The 20,691-nt window shown below is 71.1% G+C and carries 17 protein-coding genes; 11 read left to right on the top strand and 6 right to left on the bottom strand.

What is annotated here, in order from left to right; genetic code table 11:
- Positions 1 to 5: 5 nt before the first annotated feature.
- Genes ACOKM3_RS32665 through ACOKM3_RS32675 form a run of 3 tightly spaced genes read right to left on the bottom strand, consistent with a single transcriptional unit; the run spans position 6 to position 2,791 of the window.
- Positions 6 to 965, bottom strand: coding sequence for a pseudouridine synthase (locus ACOKM3_RS32665; RefSeq protein ID WP_426904847.1), 960 nt, complete (start codon positions 963 to 965; stop codon positions 6 to 8).
- Positions 966 to 998: 33 nt separating this feature from the next.
- Positions 999 to 1,832, bottom strand: a complete 834-nt coding sequence (locus ACOKM3_RS32670) for a siderophore-interacting protein (RefSeq protein WP_426904848.1) — start codon at positions 1,830 to 1,832, stop codon at positions 999 to 1,001.
- A gap of 50 nt (positions 1,833 to 1,882) precedes the next feature.
- A complete protein-coding gene (locus ACOKM3_RS32675; protein WP_426906958.1) occupies positions 1,883 to 2,791 on the bottom strand; it encodes a 5'-3' exonuclease in 909 nt (302 codons plus the stop codon).
- Positions 2,792 to 3,082: 291 nt separating this feature from the next.
- Between ACOKM3_RS32675 and ACOKM3_RS32680 the strand changes: the two genes are divergently transcribed.
- The 4 genes from ACOKM3_RS32680 (at position 3,083) to ACOKM3_RS32695 (ending at position 8,343) form a co-directional block, all read left to right on the top strand.
- Positions 3,083 to 4,225, top strand: coding sequence for a quaternary amine ABC transporter ATP-binding protein (locus tag ACOKM3_RS32680; protein WP_426904849.1), 1,143 nt, complete (start codon positions 3,083 to 3,085; stop codon positions 4,223 to 4,225).
- The gene (locus ACOKM3_RS32685; RefSeq protein WP_426904850.1) at positions 4,218 to 6,827 is read left to right on the top strand and encodes an ABC transporter permease/substrate binding protein; all 2,610 of its coding nucleotides are present in this window, start codon (positions 4,218 to 4,220) and stop codon (positions 6,825 to 6,827) included. Before ACOKM3_RS32680 ends, ACOKM3_RS32685 begins: the two co-directional genes overlap by 8 nt.
- A 210-nt stretch (positions 6,828 to 7,037) precedes the next feature.
- The gene (locus tag ACOKM3_RS32690) at positions 7,038 to 7,619 is read left to right on the top strand and encodes a helix-turn-helix domain-containing protein (protein ID WP_426904851.1); all 582 of its coding nucleotides are present in this window, start codon (positions 7,038 to 7,040) and stop codon (positions 7,617 to 7,619) included.
- A 7-nt stretch (positions 7,620 to 7,626) separates the two neighbouring features.
- On the top strand, positions 7,627 to 8,343 hold the full coding sequence (locus ACOKM3_RS32695; RefSeq protein ID WP_426904852.1) for a helical backbone metal receptor: 717 nt from the start codon (positions 7,627 to 7,629) through the stop codon (positions 8,341 to 8,343).
- On the opposite strand, the gene ACOKM3_RS32700 is transcribed toward ACOKM3_RS32695, so the two are convergent.
- Positions 8,312 to 9,433: a TDT family transporter gene (locus ACOKM3_RS32700; protein ID WP_426904853.1), complete on the bottom strand. Its 1,122-nt coding sequence runs from the start codon at positions 9,431 to 9,433 to the stop codon at positions 8,312 to 8,314. The two genes, ACOKM3_RS32695 and ACOKM3_RS32700, sit on opposite strands and share 32 nt — an antisense overlap.
- A gap of 70 nt (positions 9,434 to 9,503) precedes the next feature.
- Here ACOKM3_RS32700 and ACOKM3_RS32705 point away from each other — a divergent pair, with 70 nt between their 5' ends.
- Complete coding sequence (locus tag ACOKM3_RS32705; protein ID WP_426904854.1) at positions 9,504 to 10,442, top strand: LysR family transcriptional regulator; 939 nt, start codon at positions 9,504 to 9,506, stop codon at positions 10,440 to 10,442.
- 630 nt (positions 10,443 to 11,072) lie between these two features.
- Positions 11,073 to 12,059 (top strand): aminoglycoside phosphotransferase family protein, encoded by a 987-nt coding sequence (locus ACOKM3_RS32710; RefSeq protein WP_426904855.1) that lies wholly within the window; start codon positions 11,073 to 11,075, stop codon positions 12,057 to 12,059.
- Here ACOKM3_RS32710 and ACOKM3_RS32715 read toward each other — a convergent pair.
- The gene (locus tag ACOKM3_RS32715) at positions 12,013 to 12,711 is read right to left on the bottom strand and encodes a gamma-glutamyl-gamma-aminobutyrate hydrolase family protein (protein WP_426904856.1); all 699 of its coding nucleotides are present in this window, start codon (positions 12,709 to 12,711) and stop codon (positions 12,013 to 12,015) included. The two genes, ACOKM3_RS32710 and ACOKM3_RS32715, sit on opposite strands and share 47 nt — an antisense overlap.
- A gap of 204 nt (positions 12,712 to 12,915) precedes the next feature.
- Between ACOKM3_RS32715 and ACOKM3_RS32720 the strand changes: the two genes are divergently transcribed.
- From ACOKM3_RS32720 to ACOKM3_RS32735, 4 genes are read left to right on the top strand one after another with little or no spacing between them, the layout of a single operon-like run.
- Positions 12,916 to 14,280, top strand: a complete 1,365-nt coding sequence (locus tag ACOKM3_RS32720) for a glutamine synthetase family protein (RefSeq protein ID WP_426904857.1) — start codon at positions 12,916 to 12,918, stop codon at positions 14,278 to 14,280.
- Positions 14,281 to 14,291: 11 nt separating this feature from the next.
- Positions 14,292 to 15,647, top strand: a complete 1,356-nt coding sequence (locus ACOKM3_RS32725; protein WP_426904858.1) for an aldehyde dehydrogenase family protein — start codon at positions 14,292 to 14,294, stop codon at positions 15,645 to 15,647.
- Between the two features lie 7 nt (positions 15,648 to 15,654).
- Complete coding sequence (locus tag ACOKM3_RS32730; protein WP_426904859.1) at positions 15,655 to 16,437, top strand: 3-oxoacyl-ACP reductase; 783 nt, start codon at positions 15,655 to 15,657, stop codon at positions 16,435 to 16,437.
- A gap of 43 nt (positions 16,438 to 16,480) precedes the next feature.
- Positions 16,481 to 17,773, top strand: a complete 1,293-nt coding sequence (locus ACOKM3_RS32735) for an HAD family hydrolase (protein WP_426904860.1) — start codon at positions 16,481 to 16,483, stop codon at positions 17,771 to 17,773.
- A gap of 16 nt (positions 17,774 to 17,789) precedes the next feature.
- Here ACOKM3_RS32735 and ACOKM3_RS32740 read toward each other — a convergent pair whose 3' ends face one another.
- Positions 17,790 to 18,992, bottom strand: coding sequence for an amino acid deaminase/aldolase (locus ACOKM3_RS32740; protein ID WP_426904861.1), 1,203 nt, complete (start codon positions 18,990 to 18,992; stop codon positions 17,790 to 17,792).
- 223 nt (positions 18,993 to 19,215) lie between these two features.
- Between ACOKM3_RS32740 and ACOKM3_RS32745 the strand changes: the two genes are divergently transcribed.
- On the top strand, positions 19,216 to 20,691 hold the full coding sequence (locus tag ACOKM3_RS32745; RefSeq protein ID WP_426904862.1) for a hypothetical protein: 1,476 nt from the start codon (positions 19,216 to 19,218) through the stop codon (positions 20,689 to 20,691).

Here is a 20,691-nt window from a genome sequence, read left to right on the forward strand (position 1 = left end):
GTCGCCTAACCCGGCCCCTGCTCCCACTCCTCGTACGAGGTCCAGGCCGTGAGTTCCCTCCGGCTCACGAAGCGGTGCTCGAGGCCGCTCACCGGGTCCGTGAACTCCAGGGTCCGGGAGAGGAGTTGGAGGGGGCGCCGGAAGTCGTCGTCCGCCGCCCGGTCGGCGACCTCCGGGAAGAGCGGGTCGCCCAGGATGGGCAGGCCGACGCGGTTCATGTGGACGCGCAGTTGGTGCGTGCGGCCGGTGTGCGGGGTGAGGCGGTACAGCGCCAAGTCCCCTTTGCGCTCGGCGAGTTCGATGCGGCTCTCGGCGTTCGGCTCACCGCCCGGCACCTCGAACGCGGCGAGCCGTCCGGGCACCTTCTCGATCCGGCCGCGCAGGGTCACGGGGAGCTCCACCCGCGGGTCGTACGCGGCCACGGCCTCGTACTCCTTGGTGACCCGGCGGTCGCGGAACAGGGTCTGGTAGTGGCCGCGCTCCTCGGGGCGCACCACGAACAGGACGAGCCCGGCCGTGAGGCGGTCGAGGCGGTGGGCCGGGCTCAGCCGCTCGATGCCGAGGTCGCGGCGGAGCCGGGCGAGCACGGTCTCGGTGACATGGCTGCCGCGCGGCGTCGTGGCGAGGAAGTGCGGCTTGTCGGCGACCACGATGTGCTCGTCGCGGTACACGACCTCGACGGGGAACGGCACGGGGACCTCGGGCGCGAGCTCCCGGTGGAACCACACGGTGCCGCCCACCTCGTAGGGGCTGTCGGCGGTGACCGGACGCCCGTCCGCGGTCACGAACGCGCCCTGCGCGATCATCCGGTCGATCACCGTGTCCGCGGCGGGCAGCCGGTGCACGAGGTGGTCCCGGACGGTGCGCCCCGGGCCGCCCTCCGGCATCCGTACGCGGACGGCGTCGATGCCTTCGCGCTGCGGGAGCGGGGAGGGCGGCGGGGCGGGGCGCTTGCGTCTTCTCACAGAGGGAAAGGGTACGGCGGCCGGGGCGCCGGATCAGGCCTCCTGCTCGGCCTCCACCTGCGCGTTCCAGTCGCGCTTCGAGGCCTGCCAGCCGTCCTCGTTGTGCCCGAGGCGCCAGTAGCCGGAGATCGACAGGTCCTCGCGCGGGATCGCGCGGTCGATCCGCAGGTGCCGGCGCAGCTCCTTCACGAAGCCCGCCTCGCCGTGCACGAACACGTGCGGGCGGCCCTCGGGGAAGTCGAGCCCGGTCACCGCGGCGATGAGCGCCTGCCCGACCGGGCGGCCCGCGCGGTGCAGCCAGGTGACCTCGACGGGGGAGTCGATCTTCTGCTCCTCCTCGGGGCCCTCGACCTCGATGAAGGCGTGCGCCCGAGAGCCCTCGGGCAGCGCTTCGAGGGCGGCGGCGATCGCCGGCAGGGCGCTCTCGTCGCCGGCGATGAGGTGCCAGTCCGCCGTGGTGTCGGGGTGGTAGGCGCCGCCGGGGCCCATCAGGTGGATGGTCTCGCCGCCTTCGACGCCCGCGGCCCAGGGCCCGGCCAGGCCCTGGTCGCCGTGCACCACGAAGTCGAGCGTCAGCTCAAGGGTCTTCGGGTCCCAGGAGCGCACCGTGTACGTACGCGTCACGGGCCACTGGTCGCGGGGCAGCTCCTCGCGGATCCTGGCCATGTCGAAGGGCTCTTCGTAGGTCACCCCGGCCGGGGCGAAGAGCAACTTCACGTAGTGGTCGGTGTGTTCGAGCTCTTGCGGGAAGTCCGCGAGCCCCTCACCGCCGAGCACCACCCGTCGCATGTGGGGCGTGATGCTCTCGGCGCGCACGACCTGCGCGGAGCGGGCCTTGCGGGGCGGGCGTGCGGGGCGCTCGGCCATGGGCGGTCTCCCTGGATTCACAGTTAGTTAGGTATACCTAAGCTAACACCTCATTCTGAGAGGGTGGTGAGGAGGCGCTGCAAAGAACCTCCCAAGCCCCACCGGGCCGCCAACTCGTCGAGGGCCGCGGCATCGTGCGGCTCACGCGGCAGGGCCGTGTCCACCTCCGGCAGTGGTACGTCCCCGGCGACGAGCACCACCGTCGGCGCCACCGCCAGATACGGGCGGGCCTCGTCGAGCCGCCTGCGCTGCGTCGGCGTCAGCTTCGACTTGGGGTCGTCGACCGCCGCCATGATCCCGGCCAGGTCTCCGTACTGCGCGAGCAGCTTCGCCGCCGTCTTCTCGCCGATGCCGGGCACGCCGGGCAGACCGTCGCTCGGGTCGCCGCGCATCAGCGCCATGTCCGCATAGCCGGAGCCGTCCACTCCGTACTTCTCGCGGAGCAGGTCCTCGTCCGTCACCTGGAGCGTGCCGACGCCCTTCAGTGGGTACAGCACGCGGCGCTCCAGCTTGTCGTCGACCAGCTGGAAGAGGTCGCGGTCGCCGGTGACGATGTCGACAGGACCCTCGGCCCGCCCCGTGAACGTACCGATCACGTCGTCCGCCTCGTACCCCTCCACGCCCACGCGCGCGATGCCCACCGCGTCGAGCACGGCCTCGATGATCGGGACCTGCGGGGAGAGGGTGTCGGGGATCTCCTCCTCGTCCGGCGAGCCCGCCGCCGTCTCCTCGGCGACTCGGTGCGCCTTGTACGAGGGGATGAGGTCGACGCGCCACTGGGGGCGCCAGTCCGCGTCCATGCACGCCACCAGATCGGTGGGGTGGTGGTCGTGCACGAGGCGGGTGATGAATTCGAGCAGCCCGCGCACGGCGTTCACCGGGGTGCCGTCCGGGGCCTTCACCGAGTCGGGCACTCCGAAGTAGGCCCGGAAGTACAGAGATGCGGTGTCGAGCAGCATCAGGCGCCGGTCGGCCGATCCTGCCGTGGATGTCGTCTGGGTCACGTTCGCATCATGCCGCACCCCACTGACAGTCACCGACCGTAAGTACACGATCAACATGAGTGAAGTCACTGTGAACTGGGTAACTCCCCGGTTTGTTTGAGATAAACGGGGGCAGGCGCCGCCACGGAGCGGTGCCGGTACGTACTTCAACTATTGGGGTCGACCGGTCAAGCGGACAGATCCGTATCGCTCTACGGCCCGCCGGCGGGGGAGGCGGGCCGTGTTGTTTCGACCCGAGAGGTGTATGTGTCCAGGCTTGAAGCCGAAGACCTGTACAAGGTGTTCGGCAGACGACCCGATGAGGCTGTGGAGAAGCTCCGCAGCGGTGCAGACCGTGAGGAGCTGCGCGCCGAAGGAACCACCGCCGCCGTGATCGACGCGTCGTTCACGGTGGAGTCCGGCCAGATCTTCGTCGTCATGGGTCTGTCGGGATCCGGTAAGTCCACGCTCCTGCGGATGCTGAACGGACTCCTGGAGCCCACCGCGGGACACGTGCGCTTCGACGGGCAGGACCTGACGGCGCTGGCTCCCAAGGAGCTGCGCGAGGTCCGCTCGCACAAGATCAGCATGGTGTTCCAGCACTTCGCGCTGTTCCCGCACCGCTCCGTGATGGAGAACGCGGGCTACGGCCTGGAGGTGCAGGGCGTTCCGCGCGCCGAGCGCGAGGAGCGGGCGATCGAGGCGCTGCGCCTGGCGGGTCTGGAGGGGTGGGAGAAGTCCTTCCCCGACGAGCTGTCCGGCGGTATGCAGCAGCGTGTGGGCCTGGCCCGCGCGCTCGCCACCGATGCCGATCTGCTGCTGATGGACGAGTCCTTCAGCGCGCTCGACCCGCTGATCCGGCGCGACATGCAGGATCAGCTGCTTGAGCTGCAGAAGACGTTGAAGAAGACGATCGTCTTCATCACGCACGACCTCAACGAGGCGATGCGGCTGGGCGACAACATCGCGGTGATGCGTGACGGTCGTATCGTCCAGATCGGTTCGGCCGAGGACATTCTCGTCACGCCGGCCAACGATTACGTGGCCTCCTTCACGCAGGACGTGGACCGCTCCCGTGTGCTGAGCGCGCGGGCGATCATGGCCGACGCCGAAGACGGCTACGACATGGCCGACGCCCCGGCGAAGATCCACCAGGACGCGCCGATCATCGACCTGTTCACGCCATGCTCGACGAGCGAGATACCCGTCGCCGTCGTCGACGACGAGGGCGAACTCCAGGGCGTCGTCCCGCGCGAGCGGCTGCTGGCCGTGCTCGGCGAGCCGATGAAGACCGTCGAGAACGGTACGGACGGTGAGGCGACCGGCCTCACGAAGGACAAGAAGGACGCCGTCCCGTCGCCGCGTGGCGAGGGCGACGAGCCGGCGGAGAAGGTGAATGCCGGTGCCTAGGATCCCCTTTGGTGACTGGGTCAACAGCATCGTCCAGTGGATGCTGACCCATCTCGACTGGCTGTTCGGCTTCTTCGAGAGCATCTTCAACGGTGTCTACAACGGCCTGAGCGACGTTCTTCAGGCGCCCGAGCCGCTCCTGCTGGCCGGCATCTTCGCCGTCATCGCGTTCTGGCTGCGCGGCACGCTCGGCGGTGTACTGACCTTCATCGGGTTCTGGTTCATCCAGAACCTGGAGCTGTGGGACGACGCGATGCTCACGCTGTCGCTCGTCCTCGTGTCGACGATCATCGCGCTCATCATCGGTGTGCCGCTCGGTATCTGGGCGGCGCGTTCGAGCCGGGTCAGCAATCTGTTCCGTCCGGTCCTGGACCTGATGCAGACGCTGCCGGCGATGGTCTACCTGATCCCCGCCATCCTGTTCTTCGGCTCGGGTGCCCCGGCCGGTATCGTCGCGACGCTGATCTTCGCGGTGCCGCCGGGCGTGCGCATGACCGAGCTGGGCATCCGGCAGGTCGACAAGGAGCTGGTGGAGGCCGCCGACGCGTTCGGCACCAAGCCCAGCAACACGCTGTGGCGCGTGCAGCTGCCGCTGGCCCTGCCGACGATCATGGCGGGCGTCAACCAGGTCATCATGCTGGGCCTGTCGATGGCCGCCATCGCGGGCATGGTCGGTACCGGCGGTCTCGGTGGCGCGGTCAACGAGGCCATCGGCCAGCTGAACGTCGGCCTGGGCGCCGAGGCCGGTATCTCGATCGTGATCCTCGCGGTCTACCTGGACCGCATGACCAGCTCGCTCGGCCAGCAGGTCTCCCCGCTGGGCCGCCGCGCGCTGGCGAAGCTGCGGTCCGCGCACGGCCTGAAGATCTGGTCGTATCGCCCCCGCCCGGCGGTCGCCGTGGTCGGTGTCGTCGTCCTCGCGCTGGTCGCGGGCGGCATGGGCATGTTCGGCCAGAACAGCGGCGGGGCCTCTCCGACCGCCACGTCCACGAACGTGGGCCAGGGCAAGAAGATCTCCATCGGCTACATCCCGTGGGACGAGGGCGTCGCCTCCACGTTCCTGTGGAAGGAGATCCTCGAGCAGCGCGGCTTCGACGTCGAGACCAAGCAGTTCGACGCAGGCCCCCTCTACACGTCGCTCGCCGACGGCAGTGTCGACTTCCAGACCGACTCGTGGCTGCCGACGACGCACGCCCAGTACTGGAAGAAGTACGGCAAGGACCTCGAGGACCTGGGCTCCTGGTACGGCCCCACCTCGCTCGAACTGGCCGTGCCGTCCTACATGAAGGACATCAAGTCCATGGAGGACTTGAAGGGCCAGGCGGACAAGTTCGGTGGCAAGATCACCGGCATCGAGGCCAGCGCCGGTGAGATGGCCCTGCTGAAGAGCAAGGTGCTCAAGGCCTACGGCCTCGACAAGGAGTACAAGGTCGTCGACAGCTCGACGCCGGCGATGCTGGCGCAGCTGAAGCGTGCCTACGCGGCGAAGAAGCCGATCGTCGTGCCGCTGTGGTCGCCGCACTGGGCGTACAACGACTACAAGCTCACCAAGCTCAAGGACCCGAAGGGTGCCTGGGGCAAGGGTGACGGGGTGCACTCGCTGGCCCGCAAGGGCTTCGGCAAGGAGTTCCCCGAGGTCAACAAGTGGGTCAAGAACTTCAAGATGAGCGAGAAGCAGCTCACGAGTCTTGAGGCCGAGATCAACAAGGTCGGCAAGGGCAAGCAACAGGACGCCGTCAAGGCGTGGCTGAAGAAGAACCCCGGCTTCGTCAACAAGGTCGCCCCGGTCAAGCAGGGCGCTCCGGCCGAGGCCAAGCGCCCGGTGAACGTGGCCTGGTTCCCCTGGGACGAGGACATCGCGGTCACGCACCTCTGGAAGCACGTTCTGGAGAAGAAGGGCTACAAGCTCAACCTGAAGCAGATGGACGTCGGCCCGGTCTACACCGGCCTCGCCAGCGGCGACCTGGACGTCAACTTCGACGCCTGGCTCCCGCACGCGCAGTCCAACTACTGGGACAAGAACAAGAACAACCTCAAGGACCTGGGCAGCTGGTACAGCCCGACCTCCCTCGAGGTCTCCGTTCCGTCCTACGTGAAGGGCATCAAGTCCTACGAGGACCTGAAGGGCAAGGCGTCCAAGTTCGACGGCAAGATCATCGGTATCGAGGCCGGTACCGGCGAGATGAGCCTGCTCAAGAAGGACGTGCTCCCGGCCTACGGCCTGGACAAGGAGTACAAGGTCGTCGACGGCTCCACGCCGGCGATGCTGGCGCAGCTCAAGCGCGCGTACGCCAAGAAGGAGCCGATCGCGGTCGTGCTCTGGTCCCCGCACTGGGCGTACAGCGACTACAAGCTGACCAAGCTCAAGGACACGAAGAAGGCCTGGGGCCCGGGCGACAAGATCCGGACCATCTCCAACAAGGACTTCCCCAGCAAGTACCCGCAGCTCACGAAGTGGTTCAAGAACTTCAAGATGAGCGAGGACGAGCTGGCGAGTCTCGAGTCCGAGATCAAGAAGCAGGGTCAGGGGCACGAGGAGCAGGCCGTCTCCAAGTGGCTCGAGACGCACCAGGACGTCGAGAAGCGGATGACCGCTTCCTGACCACCGCCTGAGGCGTGACCGATCGTGTGGGGCGGGTTCCCGAGAGGGGGCCCGCCCCACACGGCGTTTGTGGCGCTCACATGAAACCGCGGGGTGAACATGCGTAGGGTGCATTCAAACGAATCGGGCACATGAAGAACCGGGCGCATGAAGTACCGGATTCATGAACAGGGAATCGCACAGGGCGACCGGCGGGAGGGAGCGGAAGTCATGGACGAACACAAGGAATCACTTCGCGTGGGCGCGGCCGTCCGGCGCCGCCGCCGCTCCCTCGAACTGACGCTGTCGGCCGTCGCCGGGCGCAGCGGTCTGTCGGTGCCGTTCCTCAGCCAGGTCGAGAACGAGCGGGCGCGGCCCAGCCGCCGCTCCCTGGAGAAGGTCGCCGACGCGCTGGGCACCACAGCGGTCGAGCTGCTCGCCGCCGCCGACCCGGCCCGCACCGTGGACCTGGTGCGCGCGGACGACACGGATGTGTCCGACCATCCGGAGGGCGCGGACTTCGTCGTACGGTCCCTGGTCCGCGGCCACCACCAGATGCACGCCCAGGAGTTCGTCGGGGACCACGACCCGGGCCGCGAGTTCCAGCTCCGCAACGACGTGCTGATGCATGTGACGGAGGGCGCCGTCGAGGTCGAGGCGGAGGGGCGCGCGTACCGGCTCGTCCGCGGTGACACGCTGTACCTGACCGGTGGCGTGCGGCACCGGTGGCGGGCGACCGTGCCGGACGCGCGGGTGGTCGTCGTGGCGGTCGCCGAGCACATCGACGCGGTCGACGAGCCGGGCCCGAAGTAGGCCCGCCGTGCGTGTCGTGTCGCTCGTGCCGTCCCTGACGGAGGCGGTCGCCGTGACGCTGCCCGGGATGCTCGTCGGCGCGACCGACTGGTGCACCCATCCGGCGGACCTCGACGTGGCCCGGATCGGCGGCACCAAGAACCCCGACGTGCGGGCGGTCGTCGCGCTGCGGCCGGATCTGGTCGTCGCCAACGAGGAGGAGAATCGGCCGGGCGACCTCGCCGATCTGCGGGCGGCGGGCGTCGAGGTGCTGGTCACCGAGGTACGTGAACTGCCGCAGGCCGTACGTGAGTTGGACCGGATGCTGCGGGCGTGCGGGGCGGTGGCGCGGCCGCGGTGGCTGGACGAGGCGGAGGCGGCGTGGGACCGACTGCCCGTTCCCGGGCGCCGGTTGACGGCCGTCGTGCCGATCTGGCGGCGGCCGTGGATGGTGCTCGGCCGGGACACCTTCGCGGGCGATCTCCTGGCCCGGCTCGGCGTCGACAACGTGTACGCGGGCCACGCCGAGCGCTATCCGCGCGTCCCGCTCGACGAACTGCGCGCGCGGAAGCCGGACGTCGTGATCCTCCCGGACGAGCCGTACCGCTTCACGGCGGACGACGGCCCGGAGTGCTTCGAGGGGGCGACCGCACTGGTCTCCGGGCGCCATCTCACCTGGTACGGGCCGTCGTTGGCGCAGGCCGCGGGGGAGCTCAGCGCGGCGCTGCGAGCAGCCGTCCGCTGAGCAGGCCGCGAGCCGTGTGGACCGCGGCGACCGCCCAGACCGCCACCAACCCCACGTAGAGGACGACCGAGAGGCCGTCGAACACGGCGAGGCCCGTGTGCTTTCCCAGGCCCTCCGCGCCGGTCACGCAGGTGCCGACGGGGAAGGTGAACGCCCACCACGTCATCGCGAAACCCATGCCCCGGCGGCGCGCCCGCAGGGCCATCGCGAGGGCGAGCGCCAGCCACATCAGGGCGAAGCCCATCACCGGAACCCCGTACAGGACGGCGAACGCGGTGAAACCATGCGCGTACGAGGCGGGGAGCACGCCGCCCGCGACGTCGGCGAACTTGTTGGCGGCCGTCGTCGACTGGCCCAGCGGACCCAGTACGAGGAACAGCGTCGGGGTCAGCAGCAGCGGCAGCGGGCCCGCCGTGACGAGCCGCGCGAAGATCACCGGCAGCATGACCAGGGTCGCGAGCAGGCTCAGTCCGAACATGGCGTAGCAGCCGAACAACAGGGTCTGCTGCGCCTGCCCCGCCGGCAGGTGCGGCAGCAGCAGAGGGCCCACGGCCGCGGACACCATCGGCGCGACGACCGGCAGCAGCCACACCGGCGAGGCCTCGTCGGCGGCGATGCGATGGCGGACCACCATCAGATACGGGATGGTGACCGCCGCGGCGAGCCCGATGACGGTGCCCGCAGTGAACAGCACGGTGTCCACGGCGACGGCCGCTTCGAGGCCGATCCAGTCCTGTCCCACGAGGATCGTGCCCGCGCCCACCGCGAGGAGCGCCATCGAGAGGCAGCCGTAGAACGGTGCGGCCGTCGGGTCGAGCAACTGTTCCCTGGCCCGGTCCCGGTGGTGCGTCCAGTGCAGCGCGCGGGCGCCGAGGAGGACGAGGAGCAGCACGAACGACAGGGCCCACACGGCCGTGAGTGCGGTGCGCAGGCCCGTGAAATGCACGGGCAGCGTGGCGCCGGCGTTGGCGATGATCGCGGTGCCCATGACCGCGGCGTACCAGTTGGGGCCGAGCTGCCGGACGGCGGCGCGGGCGCCGGTCAGGGGAAGGGGGAGGGGACGGGGTGCGGGGTGGGCGGCGGTGACCATGGTTCTACGGTCCCGTGGGTCGACGACCCCGAGTAGGGATGACCCCGCTATGAGCGCATAACCTGGGCTTATGAGCCAGGAGCAGCAGACAGGTATCACGGAGCAGGCGCCGGACGCGGGGCTCGCGCACCGCGTGCCCGAACTCGGCGCGCTGCAACTGCTCCTGGCGGTGGCCCGCCTCGGCAGTCTCGGTGCGGCCGCCCGTGCCCTCGGCATCACGCAGCCCGCCGCGAGCAGCCGGATCCGGTCGATGGAGCGGCAGCTCGGGCTTGCCCTCGTCGACCGCTCGCCGCGCGGTTCCCGGCTCACCGACAGTGGGGCGCTCGTCACGGACTGGGCGCGGCCCATCGTGGAGGCGGCCGAGCAGTTCGACGCGGGGGCGTCCGCGCTGCGGGACCGGCGCGATTCGCGGCTGCGGGTGGCGGCGAGCATGACGATCGCCGAGTATCTGCTGCCGAGGTGGCTGATCGCGCTGCGCGCCGAGCGGCCCGACACGGCGGTGTCGTTGCTCGCGGGGAACTCGACGGCGGTGGCGGAGCGGCTGCTCGGCGGTGAGGCGGACCTCGGGTTCGTGGAGGGGCGCACGGTCCCGGCGGGTCTTGACTCGGCGGTCATCGCGCACGACCGGCTGGTCGTGGTGACGGCGCCGGGACATCCGTGGGCGCGTCGCCGCAAGCCGCTGGCCGCGGGGGAGCTGGCCGCTACGCCGCTCATTCTGCGGGAGGAGGGGTCGGGGACGCGGCAGGTCCTTGACGCGGCGCTGGGCGGGTTGGCGCGGCCGTTGATCGAGTTGTCCTCGACGACCGCGGTGAAGTCGGCGGCGGTGAGCGGGGCGGGGCCCTCCGTGCTGAGCGAGTTGGCGGTGGGGGAGGAGCTGGCGGCGCGGCGGCTCGTGGAGATTCCCTTGGAGGGGGCGGAGTTGAGGCGGGAGCTGCGGGCGGTGTGGCCGACGGGTCACCGTCCGGTGGGGCCCGCGCGTGACCTGCTGTCGCTGACCCGTTCTGGGTGAGGCGGCGGGTGGGTGTGGCGGGCGGTGTGGCGGGGCTGCGACGGGGTTGCGGTCACGGGGCTCCGCCCCGGACCCCGCGCCTCAATCGCCGGCGGGGCTTGAAGGATCGGGGCTCTGCCCCGGGCTTCGTGCTGCCATCGTCGGCGGGGCTTGAAAGATCGGGGCTCTGCCCCGGGCTTCGTGCCGCCATCGTCGGCGGGGCTGAAAGGATCGGGGCGCTGCCCCGGGCTTCGTGCCGCCATCGTCGGCGGGGCTGAAAGGATCGGGGCTCCGCCCCGGGCCCCGCGCCTCAATCGCCGGCGGGGCTGAAAGGATCGGGGCGCTGCCCCGGGCCCCGCGCCTCAAACGCCGGCGGGGCTTGATTTGGGGCTCTGTCCCATGACCCGTTGGCTCTCGTCCGCAGAGCGGGGCTGGAAAGATCGGGGCGCTGCCCCGGACCCCGCTGCTCAATCGCCGCAGGGGCTTGAATGGGGCACTCGCCGCCGAAGCCGCTTGATGGGGTCGCTCGCCGTCGAGACTGCTTGAGGGGCTCACTTGCCGTCGAAACCGTTTGATGTGGTCACTCGGCGGCGGGCGAGACGTGGCGAAATCGGGTGGCCGTGGGGTGGGCCGTGGCGGGAGTATCGGGGGATGGAGTCAGTGCCCTCTGCCGCCGGTGTGCGTGCTCCGTGGAGTGCGCTCCCCGGTTCTGTTCGGCGTGGTGTCGAGGAGGTGCTCGGGGCTCGTGTCGTGGAGGCCCTGACGCAGGGTGGGGGGTTTTCGCCCGGGGTCGCTGTGCGGGTCGTGCTTGATGATGGGCGGCGGGCGTTCGTCAAGGCTGTCAGTGGTGAGGTGAATGCTGTCAGTCCCCGGTTTCATCGGCGGGAGGCGCGGAACGCAGCCGCGCTGCCGGCCGAGGTGCCCGCTCCGCGGCTGCTCGGTGCGTACGACGACGGGACCTGGGTCGCCCTCGCCTTCGAGGACGTGGCCGGGCGGCAGCCTCATGTGCCATGGCGGGAAGGGGAGTTGGGGAGGGTTCTGGAAGCCGTGGGTGAGCTCGCTCGGGTTCTTACGCCCGCTCCGTTCCCCGCCCGCGTCGTCGGTGACGAGCTCGGTGCGGGCTTCAACGGGTGGCGGGTGCTGCTCGACGAGGGGCGGGTGGCGGACGCGGGGATCGATCCGTGGGCCGTACGTCATGTCGAGTGGCTCGCCGAACTGGCCGCTCCCTGGGGCACGTTCGCGTCCGGTGACACGCTCGCGCACGCCGATCTGCGGGCCGACAACATGTTGCTCACACCGGGCGGTGTCGTTTTCGTGGACTGGCCGCATGCTCTGCGCGCCGCGCCCTGGTTCGATCTGCTGATCATGCTGCCGTGCGTACGGGCGCAGGGTGGGCCCGATCCGGAGGGGGTCTTCACGGGGCATCCGTTGGGGCGCGCGGCCGACCCGGAAGGTGTCACCCGGACGCTCGCCGCGCTCGCCGGGTTCTTCCTGGAGCACGCGGCCCGGCCGGCGCCGCCCGGTCTGCCCACCCTGCGGCCCTTCCAGCGCGCGCAGGGCGACGCCGCCCTGGCCTGGCTGCTGACCCGGCTCAGAAGCCGTGCGGCGTGCCCGCGGCCCGTACCAGGCCTTCCGTGACACGGGCGTCCTCGCCCATCTCGGGGTGCCACTGCACGCCCATCACCCAGGACATGCCGGGGAGTTCGACCGCCTCCACCGTGCCGTCGTCCGCGTGGGCCGAGGCGACCAGGCCCCTGCCGAGGCGGTCGACCGCCTGGTGGTGGTAGGTCGGGACCTCGGTGGGGTCCGGGGCCAGCTCGCCGTAGCGGGTGCCCGGCACCGGCGTGACGGTGTGGGTGCCGAAGACGCCCGTCTCCTTCACGTGGCCCTCGATGTGCTGCGTGAGCGTGCCGCCGAGGGCCACGTTGAGGAGCTGCATGCCGCGGCAGATGCCGAGCAGCGGCGTGCCGGACGTCAACGCCGCCCGGATCAGGGCGAGTTCCCACGTGTCCCGCTCCGTGGCCGCCGGTCCCGTGCGCGGATCGCGCTCCGCGCCGTACCGCGACGGGTCCACATCGGGGCCGCCCGCCACGATCACCCCGTCGAGCCGGGCCACCACTGACGGCGCGTGCCTCGGGTCGTCCGGGGGTGTCATCGCGGCGAGCCCGCCGGATCGCTGCACGAGCCGGGGGTAGCCGATGGGCAGCAGCGCCGCGGGCAGCTCCCAGATGCCCCAACTGGCCTTGTCCTCAAGGTAGGTGCTGATGCCGATCAGCGGCCTGCTCACCATGGTGTCGCGCTCCCCGATGCCGTTCCCCGATGCCGTACGTACCGAGCACCCGAGCGTACGAGATCACGGCACACGCCACCGGGGCGTTCAGCATGCGGGCAGCGCCATCGGGGCAGTGTCCTCTCGGCGTGCCCCGTGGCTGCTTCCCAGGTGGCGGCCCGGCGATTACGTTGTGGTTCCGGTTCACCTGAGGAGGATCTTCCCGTGGCAGACCGACCGTCCCCGCTGACCGTGGAGGAGCTGCACGCCCTCGTCAGAAGCGGAGAGATCGACACCGTGGTCCTGGCGTTTCCCGACATGCAGGGCCGCCTCCAGGGCAAGCGCTTCGCCGCCCGCTTCTTTCTCGACGAGGTCCTCGAGCACGGCACGGAGGGCTGCAACTACCTGCTCGCCGTCGACACCGACATGAACACCGTCGACGGCTACGCCATGTCCTCCTGGGAGCGTGGATACGGCGACTTCGCCATGCATCCCGACCTGTCCACCCTGCGCCGCGTCCCCTGGAACGCGGGCACCGCCATGCTCACCGCCGACCTCGCCTGGGACGACGGCTCCCCGGTCGTCGCCGCTCCCCGGCAGATCCTGCGCCGCCAGCTGGAGCGCCTCGCCGAGCTGGGGCTCACCGCCCAGGTCGGCACCGAACTCGAGTTCATCGTCTTCAAGGACACGTACGAGCAGGCCTGGGACGCCAATTACCGGGGCCTGACCCCTGCCAACCAGTACAACATCGACTACTCCGTCCTCGGCACCGGGCGCATCGAGCCGCTGCTGCGCCGCATCCGCAACGAGATGGCGGGCGCGGGTCTGACCGTCGAGTCCGCCAAGGGGGAGTGCAACCCCGGGCAGCACGAGATCGCGTTCCGCTACGACGAGGCCCTCACCACCTGCGACCAGCACGCGATCTACAAGACCGGCGCCAAGGAGATCGCCGCGCAGGAGGGCTGCTCGCTCACCTTCATGGCGAAGTACAACGAGCGGGAGGGGAACTCCTGCCATATCCATCTGTCGCTCGCCGATGCCGATGGCGTCAATGTCATGGCCGGGGCCGACGGGCACGGCATGTCCGAGCTCATGCGGCACTTCCTCGCCGGGCAGCTCGCCGCCCTGCGCGATTTCTCCCTGCTGTACGCCCCCAACATCAACTCCTACAAGCGGTTCCAGCCCGGCTCCTTCGCGCCGACCGCCGTCGCCTGGGGCCACGACAACCGCACCTGCTCGTTGCGCGTCGTCGGCCACGGCCGCTCGACCCGCTTCGAGAACCGGCTCCCCGGCGGGGACGTCAACCCGTATCTCGCGGTGGCCGGGCTCGTGGCGGCGGGCCTGTACGGGGTGGAGCAGAAGCTCGAACTCCCCGAGGCCTGCGCGGGCAACGCCTATACCGCCGACTACGAGCACGTCCCCTCCACCCTGCGCGAGGCCGCCGACCTCTGGGAGAACAGCCCCGTCGCCAAGGCCGCCTTCGGGGACGAGGTCGTCGCCCACTACCGCAACATGGCGCGCGTCGAGCTGGACGCGTACGACGCCGCAGTGACCGACTGGGAACTCCGCCGGGGATTCGAGAGGCTGTGAAAGGGAGCGCTTTGCTGCACGTACTGAACCCGGCCACGGAAGAACTCGTGGCCACCGTCGAGTCCGCCACCCGTGAGGACGTCGACACCGCCGTCGTCCGCGCCACCGGCGCGCAGCGCGCCTGGGCGGCGGCCGCCCCCGCCGACCGGGCCCGCCTGCTGCGCCGCTTCGCCGCCACCGTCGACCAACACCTCGAAGAACTCGCCGAGTTGGAGGTGCGGGAGGCCGGGCACCTCATCGGCAACGCACGCTGGGAGGCCGGCAACGTACGCGATCTGCTGGAGTACGCGGCCGGGGGCGTCGAGCGGCTGACCGGACGTCAGATCCCGGTGGCGGGCGGCCTCGACGTCACCCTCCTCGAACCGCTCGGCGTCGTCGGTGTCATCGCGCCGTGGAACTTCCCCATGCCGATCGCCGCCTGGGGCGCGGCCCCGGCCCTCGCGGCGGGCAACGCCGTGCTCCTCAAGCCCGCCGAGACGACCCCGCTGACCGCCCTGCGGCTCGCCGAACTCGCCCTGGAGGCAGGGCTTCCCGAGGGACTCTTCCAGGTGCTGCCGGGGGAGGGGCCTGTCGCCGGGGACGCCCTCGTCGAGCATCCGGGCGTGGCCAAGATCGTGTTCACCGGCTCCGCCCGCGTCGGCAAGCAGGTCATGGCCAAGTGCGCGGAGCGCGTCAAACGCGTGACCCTCGAACTCGGCGGCAAGAGCCCGAACATCGTCTTCGCCGACGCGGACGTCGAGGCCGCGGCCCTCGCCACCCCCATGTCGTTCCTCGACAACTCGGGCCAGGACTGCTGCGCCCGCACCCGCATCCTCGTACAGCGGTCCGTGTACGAGCGGTATCTGGAGCTGCTCGCCCCGGCCGTGGAGTCGGTCGTGGTCGGCGACCCGTCCGACGAGAAGACGCAGATGGGGCCGCTCATCTCCAAGGTGCAGCTGGAGCGGGTGCGTTCCTACGTCCCGCTGTGCGAGCCCGCGATCAGGGGCGGAGCCCCGCAGGGCCCCGGCTTCTGGTTCCCGCCCACGGTCCTCACCGGCACCGCCCCCGACGCGCCCGCCGCCGTCGAGGAGGTCTTCGGCCCGGTCGCCGTCGTCCTCCCCTTCGAGGACGAGGCGGACGCCGTGCGCCTCGCCAACGCCACCGATTACGGCCTCTCCGGTTCGATCTGGACCCGCGACGTGGGCCGCGCCCTGCGGGTGTCCGGGGCCGTCCGCGCCGGCAACCTGTCCGTCAACTCGCATGCCAGCGTGCGCCATTCGACCCCGTTCGGCGGCTACAAGCAGTCCGGGTTCGGCCGTGAACTCGGCCCCGACGCCCTCGCCGCGTTCACCGAGACCAAGAACGTCTTCATCAGCACGGAGGCCTGAACACCTTATGAGCGAAGACATCATCTGCCGCCGCCTCGTCGGCCGCACCGCCGTCATCACCGGCGCAGGCAGCGGCATCGGCCTCGCCACCGCGCGCCGGCTCGCCTCCGAGGGCGCGCACGTCGTCTGCGGAGACATCGACGAGAGCGCGGGCAAGAAGGCGGCCGAGGACGTCGGCGGAACCTTCGTGAAGGTCGACGTCACCGACGCCGAGCAGGTCGAGGCGCTGTTCAAGACCGCGTACGACACCTACGGCAGTGTCGACATCGCCTTCAACAACGCGGGCATCTCGCCGCCGGACGACGACTCGATCCTCGACACCGGCCTTGAGGCCTGGAAGCGGGTCCAGGACGTCAACCTGACCTCCGTGTACCTGTGCTGCAAGGCGGCCATCCCGTACATGCGGCGCCAGGGCCGGGGCTCCATCATCAACACGGCGTCGTTCGTGGCCCGGATGGGCGCCGCCACCTCGCAGATCTCGTACACCGCGTCCAAGGGAGGCGTCCTCGCCATGTCCCGCGAGCTCGGCGTGCAGTTCGCGAGGGAGGGCATCCGGGTCAACGCCCTGTGTCCCGGCCCGGTCAACACCCCGCTGCTTCAGGAGCTGTTCGCCAAGGATCCGGAGCGGGCGGCGCGCAGGCTCGTGCACATTCCGGTCGGCCGGTTCGCTGAGGCGACGGAGATCGCGGCGGCCGTCGCCTTCCTCGCCAGCGACGACGCGGCGTTCGTGAACGCCACCGACTTCCTGGTCGACGGCGGGATCTCCGGCGCGTACGTGACACCCGTGTGAGAAGCCTGTGAGCAAGACGCTCACGCGTGTACGGTCCACTCACATGCGTAACAGACATGTTGCCGCGTGGACCTCGGTCGCGGCCGCCGCCCTCATGGCGGCCGCGGGCCTGACCACTCCTGCGGCCGCCGCCACGTCCGCACAGCCCGCCGGCTCCGCCGCGAAGTGCCCCCAGCTGTCGACGAAACTGCCCTGGTACGGCCAGAACCGGGCCAAGCTCCAGCGCATGATCGACGAACGGGGAATCTGCGGCGGACACAAGGGCCCGCGTCCCGTCGCCGCCTTTGACTGGGACAACACCGTCGCCAAGAACGACGTCACCGACGCGACCATCGCCTGGTCGCTCAAGCACGACAAGATCCTGCGGCCCGTGAGCTGGAAGAAGACCAGCAAGTGGATGACCGACGACGCCGACAAGGCGCTCACCGCCGCCTGCGGCACGGACGTCCCGGTCGGCGCCCCGCTGCCCACCTCCACGGACACCGACTGCACGGACGAGATCTTCAACATCCGTGAGTCCGGCAAGACGATGAGCGGCGCCGCCGCCTTCGCGGGCGAGTGGAACCACCGCCGCACCGTGCCCCAGTACGCCTGGGTGCCACAGCTGTTCGCGGGCCACACCGTCCCCGAACTGGAGGCGTACGCCGCCGCGGCCCGCGCCGAGGCGCTCGCCGCGCCCGTCGGCTCCACGCAGAAGCTGGGCACGCACACCATCCCCGGCTACGTGCGCTATTACGAGCAGCAGCGCGACCTGATCCGTACGTTGCAGCGGGCCGGCTTCGACGTCTACATCGTGTCCGCCGGGTCCGAGCCGGTGACCGAGGTGTGGTCGCGGGGCGTCGGCATCGACCGCAAGCACACCATCGCGATCCGCTCGATCCTCGACCGCGAGGGCCGCATCACCACGTACAACGAGGGCTGCGGCGGCGTCGGGGTGAACCAGGGCGAGGCCATCCCGTACATCGACGGCAAGCGGTGCTGGATCAACCAGGACATCTTCCACGTCAAGGGGAAGTCGGCCTGGGAGAAGCAGCGCTGGGACAAGCGCATCGCGCTCGGCGGCGGTGACGCCGACACCGACGTGACCTTCGTCGGCGACGCGACCGGCGCGCACCTCGTCCTCAACCGCAACAAGCCCGAGATCATGTGCCGGGCCTACGACAACGCCGACGGACGCTGGGTCGCCAACCCGATGTTCATCGAGCCGCTGCCGCAGAAGACGGGCACGTACCCGTGCTCCACGGCCGGGTACAACAAGCCGGAGGGCGGCTTCGGTCCGCTGCTCAGGGACGACGGTTCGGTCGTCCCCGACCAGGTCGACTCCATCCACGGATAGGAGTACGGGGTGAGGGCTACAAGAACGCGTAGCCCTCGCCCCGGTACGTCGGCACCGTCTCCACGACGCGGTCGCCCGACACCAGGTGCAGCGTCTCGAACCGCTCGCACAGCTCCCCGGCCTTCGCGTGCCGGAACCACACCTTGTCCCCGATGAGCAGATCGTCGGCGGCGGAGCCCAGCAGCGGCGTCTGTACTTCGCCGGGGCCCTCCTGCGCGTCGTAGCGCAGCCCCTCCGGCAGATACGGCACCGGCAGCCGGTCGGCGCCCGCCGCGCCCGAGGCCGGATAGCCGCCGCCGAGCACGGTGACGACACCGACGCCCGGCCTGCGCACCACGGGCTGCGCGAACAGCGCGGCCGGACGCCCCGTGAACGACGTGTAGTTGTCGAAGAGCCGCGGGACGTAGAGGCCGGACCCCGCGGCGATCTCGGTCACGGCCGCCTCCGCCGCCGTGTGCTGCACGCTCCCCGTGCCGCCCCCGTTCACGAACTCCAGGTCGGGCGCCACGGACCGCACCGCGCGCACCACTTCCGCCCGCCGCACCGCCAGCTCCTTGCGCGCCGCGGCCTGCATGAGACGGATCGCCCGCGAGCGCACCGGCCGCCCGGCGAGCGAGTCCCCGACGCCCGCCACATGACCCTCGTACGCCATGATCCCCGCGAGCCGGAAGCCGGGGCGGCGGGTCACGACGCGGGCCAGGTCGGCGAGTTGGGAGGGCGTACGCAGGGGTGACCTGAGCGCGCCGACCCGGACCCGGCCGCCGAGCGTCCGCCACGAGGTGTCCAGCTCCACGCAGACCCGGATCTCCTCCTGGCCCCCGTCCCGCGCGCCCTCGATGAGGCGCAACTGGGCCGGGTCGTCGACCATCACGGTCACGGCCGCCGCCAGCTTCGGGTCGTGCGCGAGTTCCGCGAAGCCGGAGCGGTCGGCCGAGGGATAGGCGAGAAGCACGTCGTCGAACCCGGACCGCGCGAGCCACAGCGACTCGGCGAGGGTGAACGACATGATCCCGGCGAAGCCCGGCCTCGCCAGCACCCGTTCCAACAGGGCGCGGGAGCGCACGGACTTGCTGGCGACGCGGATCGGCTTTCCGGCGGCCCGGCGCACCAGGTCGTCGGCGTTGGCGTCGAACGCGTCCAGGTCCACGATCGCCAGTGGGGCGTCGAGATGAGCGGTGGCCCGGTCGTACCGGGCCCGATCGGCGGCGCGCGGTGTCATGGCCGAAGCCTGCCAGACAGGATTACCGCAGGGTAGGGGGACGGATGGTGATGGATCGGTCGATCCCGTGTGCGGAGTACGCGTTGACCTGGCCGGGCCCGTTAGAGTGACGCGCACGTTGGCTTGAGAAGACGGGGGAGGCATGAGTACGGAAGCCCGACGCGTCCCTCCGCGCCCCACGACGCCGCCCCCCTCCACCCAACTTCCCCCCACGGCCCCACCGTTGCCCTCCACGCCCCCACAGCCGGCCCCGACCGCCTCGTCGCCGTCGTCGCCCGCCACCCCGCCGCCCCCGGCCCCGTCGTCCCGCCTCCCGGACGGCCCGCCGCCCGCCGACCCCACCAAGAGCTCCGGCGCGCCGCTGCCGCCTGCCAAGAGCTCGGGCGCGCCGCTGCCGCCGGCCAAGGGCTCCGATGCTCCGCCGCCCGCCAGGGGCACCGGTGCGCCGCCGTCGCCCGCCAAGAGCTCCGGTGCGCCCCTGCCGCCCGCCAGGAGTTCGGGCGCGCCGTTGCCGCCGGCCAAGGACTCCGGTGTGCCGTTGCCGCCGGCCAAGGACTCCGGCGCGCCGTTGCCGCCCGCGCGTGTCCCCGGCCCGCCGCCCGCGCCCGCCGCGCCGCCCCCGCCTCCCTCCGTGTCTCCCGGCACCCCGGCCCCGCCCGCCGCGGCTCCCGGTGCGCCGAAGGAGACCCCGGTCGAATCCACCACCCGGCTGCGCCCCGTGCCGCCCGCGCCGGTGGCGGCTCCCGGCACGGCTGGACCGCCGCCCGGCACGCCCGGACCGCCGCCCATACCCCCGGCGCCGCCCCAGCCGCCGCGCCGCCCGGTCGGCGCCGTCGACCTCACCCCCCGCCCGGACACCGCCGGACGGCCCTTCGTTCGGTTCGCGCGCCCGGAGCACTACGACGACAGCACCACGCTCCTGCGCCCCATCCGCTCCCGCCTCAAACCGCGGACCGCGGCCATCGCCGCCTGTCTCGTGCTCGGCCTCGGCCTGATCGGCGGCGCCACGACGGGCTCCCTGCTCACCGGCGGCGACAGCGGCCCGCCCTCCGTGCAGACCGCGTACCGCGAGGCGGGCCAGCTCTGGCACGGCGTCCCCGTCGACCAGCTGTTCCCGCGCACGCTCAAGGGCGAAGGCGCGGGCCCCGGCCGCGCCGACCGCACCTGGACGCGGATAGCGGTCGCCCCCGACACGACCTGCGCGGACGCCTTCGACCCGCTGCTGCACAAGGCGCTGCGCCCGGCCGGCTGCCTGCGCCTGCTGCGCGCCACGTACACCGACGCCACACAGAGCGGCGTCACCACGGTCGGCCTGATGTTCACCAAGGCCGACGCGGAGGCCACCCAGGCGCTGCGCTCCCGCTTCATGGAGCAGGGCCTGGACCGTCGCGACGACCTCATGCCCCGGCCCTACGCCGCCAAGGGCACCCTCGCCGCCGGCTTCGGCGACCGCCAGCGCGCCTCCTGGGCGATCAACATCCTGACCGACGCCCCCGTCGTCGTCTACGCGGTCTCCGGCTTCGCCGACGGCCGCACCGTCAGCGAGCCGCAACCCGCCGCCGACGCCATGAAGTCCGGTGCCACCAGCGCCCCCGCCCAGGCGGGACTCGGCCACGACGCGCAGGGCGTCGCCGACCGGATCGAACGCGACCTGCGCAAGACGGTCAAGAAGGCCGCGGACCGGGACACGGAGCAGTAG

The organism is Streptomyces nidicola (genome assembly GCF_050106155.1).
In the GTDB taxonomy this organism is placed as follows: domain Bacteria; phylum Actinomycetota; class Actinomycetes; order Streptomycetales; family Streptomycetaceae; genus Streptomyces.

What these genes read in the sequence shown, in the direction of transcription:
- ACOKM3_RS32735 (WP_426904860.1), top strand. Translation starts at nt 16,481, where the DNA reads ATGCGTAACAGACATGTTGCCGCGTGGACCTCGGTCGCGGCCGCCGCC.
- ACOKM3_RS32690 (WP_426904851.1), top strand. Translation starts at nt 7,038, where the DNA reads ATGGACGAACACAAGGAATCACTTCGCGTGGGCGCGGCCGTCCGGCGC.
- ACOKM3_RS32710 (WP_426904855.1), top strand. Translation starts at nt 11,073, where the DNA reads ATGGAGTCAGTGCCCTCTGCCGCCGGTGTGCGTGCTCCGTGGAGTGCG.
- ACOKM3_RS32705 (WP_426904854.1), top strand. Translation starts at nt 9,504, where the DNA reads ATGAGCCAGGAGCAGCAGACAGGTATCACGGAGCAGGCGCCGGACGCG.
- ACOKM3_RS32675 (WP_426906958.1), bottom strand. Translation starts at nt 2,791, where the DNA reads ATGCTGCTCGACACCGCATCTCTGTACTTCCGGGCCTACTTCGGAGTG.
- ACOKM3_RS32740 (WP_426904861.1), bottom strand. Translation starts at nt 18,992, where the DNA reads ATGACACCGCGCGCCGCCGATCGGGCCCGGTACGACCGGGCCACCGCT.
- ACOKM3_RS32730 (WP_426904859.1), top strand. Translation starts at nt 15,655, where the DNA reads ATGAGCGAAGACATCATCTGCCGCCGCCTCGTCGGCCGCACCGCCGTC.
- ACOKM3_RS32715 (WP_426904856.1), bottom strand. Translation starts at nt 12,711, where the DNA reads ATGGTGAGCAGGCCGCTGATCGGCATCAGCACCTACCTTGAGGACAAG.
- ACOKM3_RS32700 (WP_426904853.1), bottom strand. Translation starts at nt 9,433, where the DNA reads ATGGTCACCGCCGCCCACCCCGCACCCCGTCCCCTCCCCCTTCCCCTG.
- ACOKM3_RS32670 (WP_426904848.1), bottom strand. Translation starts at nt 1,832, where the DNA reads ATGGCCGAGCGCCCCGCACGCCCGCCCCGCAAGGCCCGCTCCGCGCAG.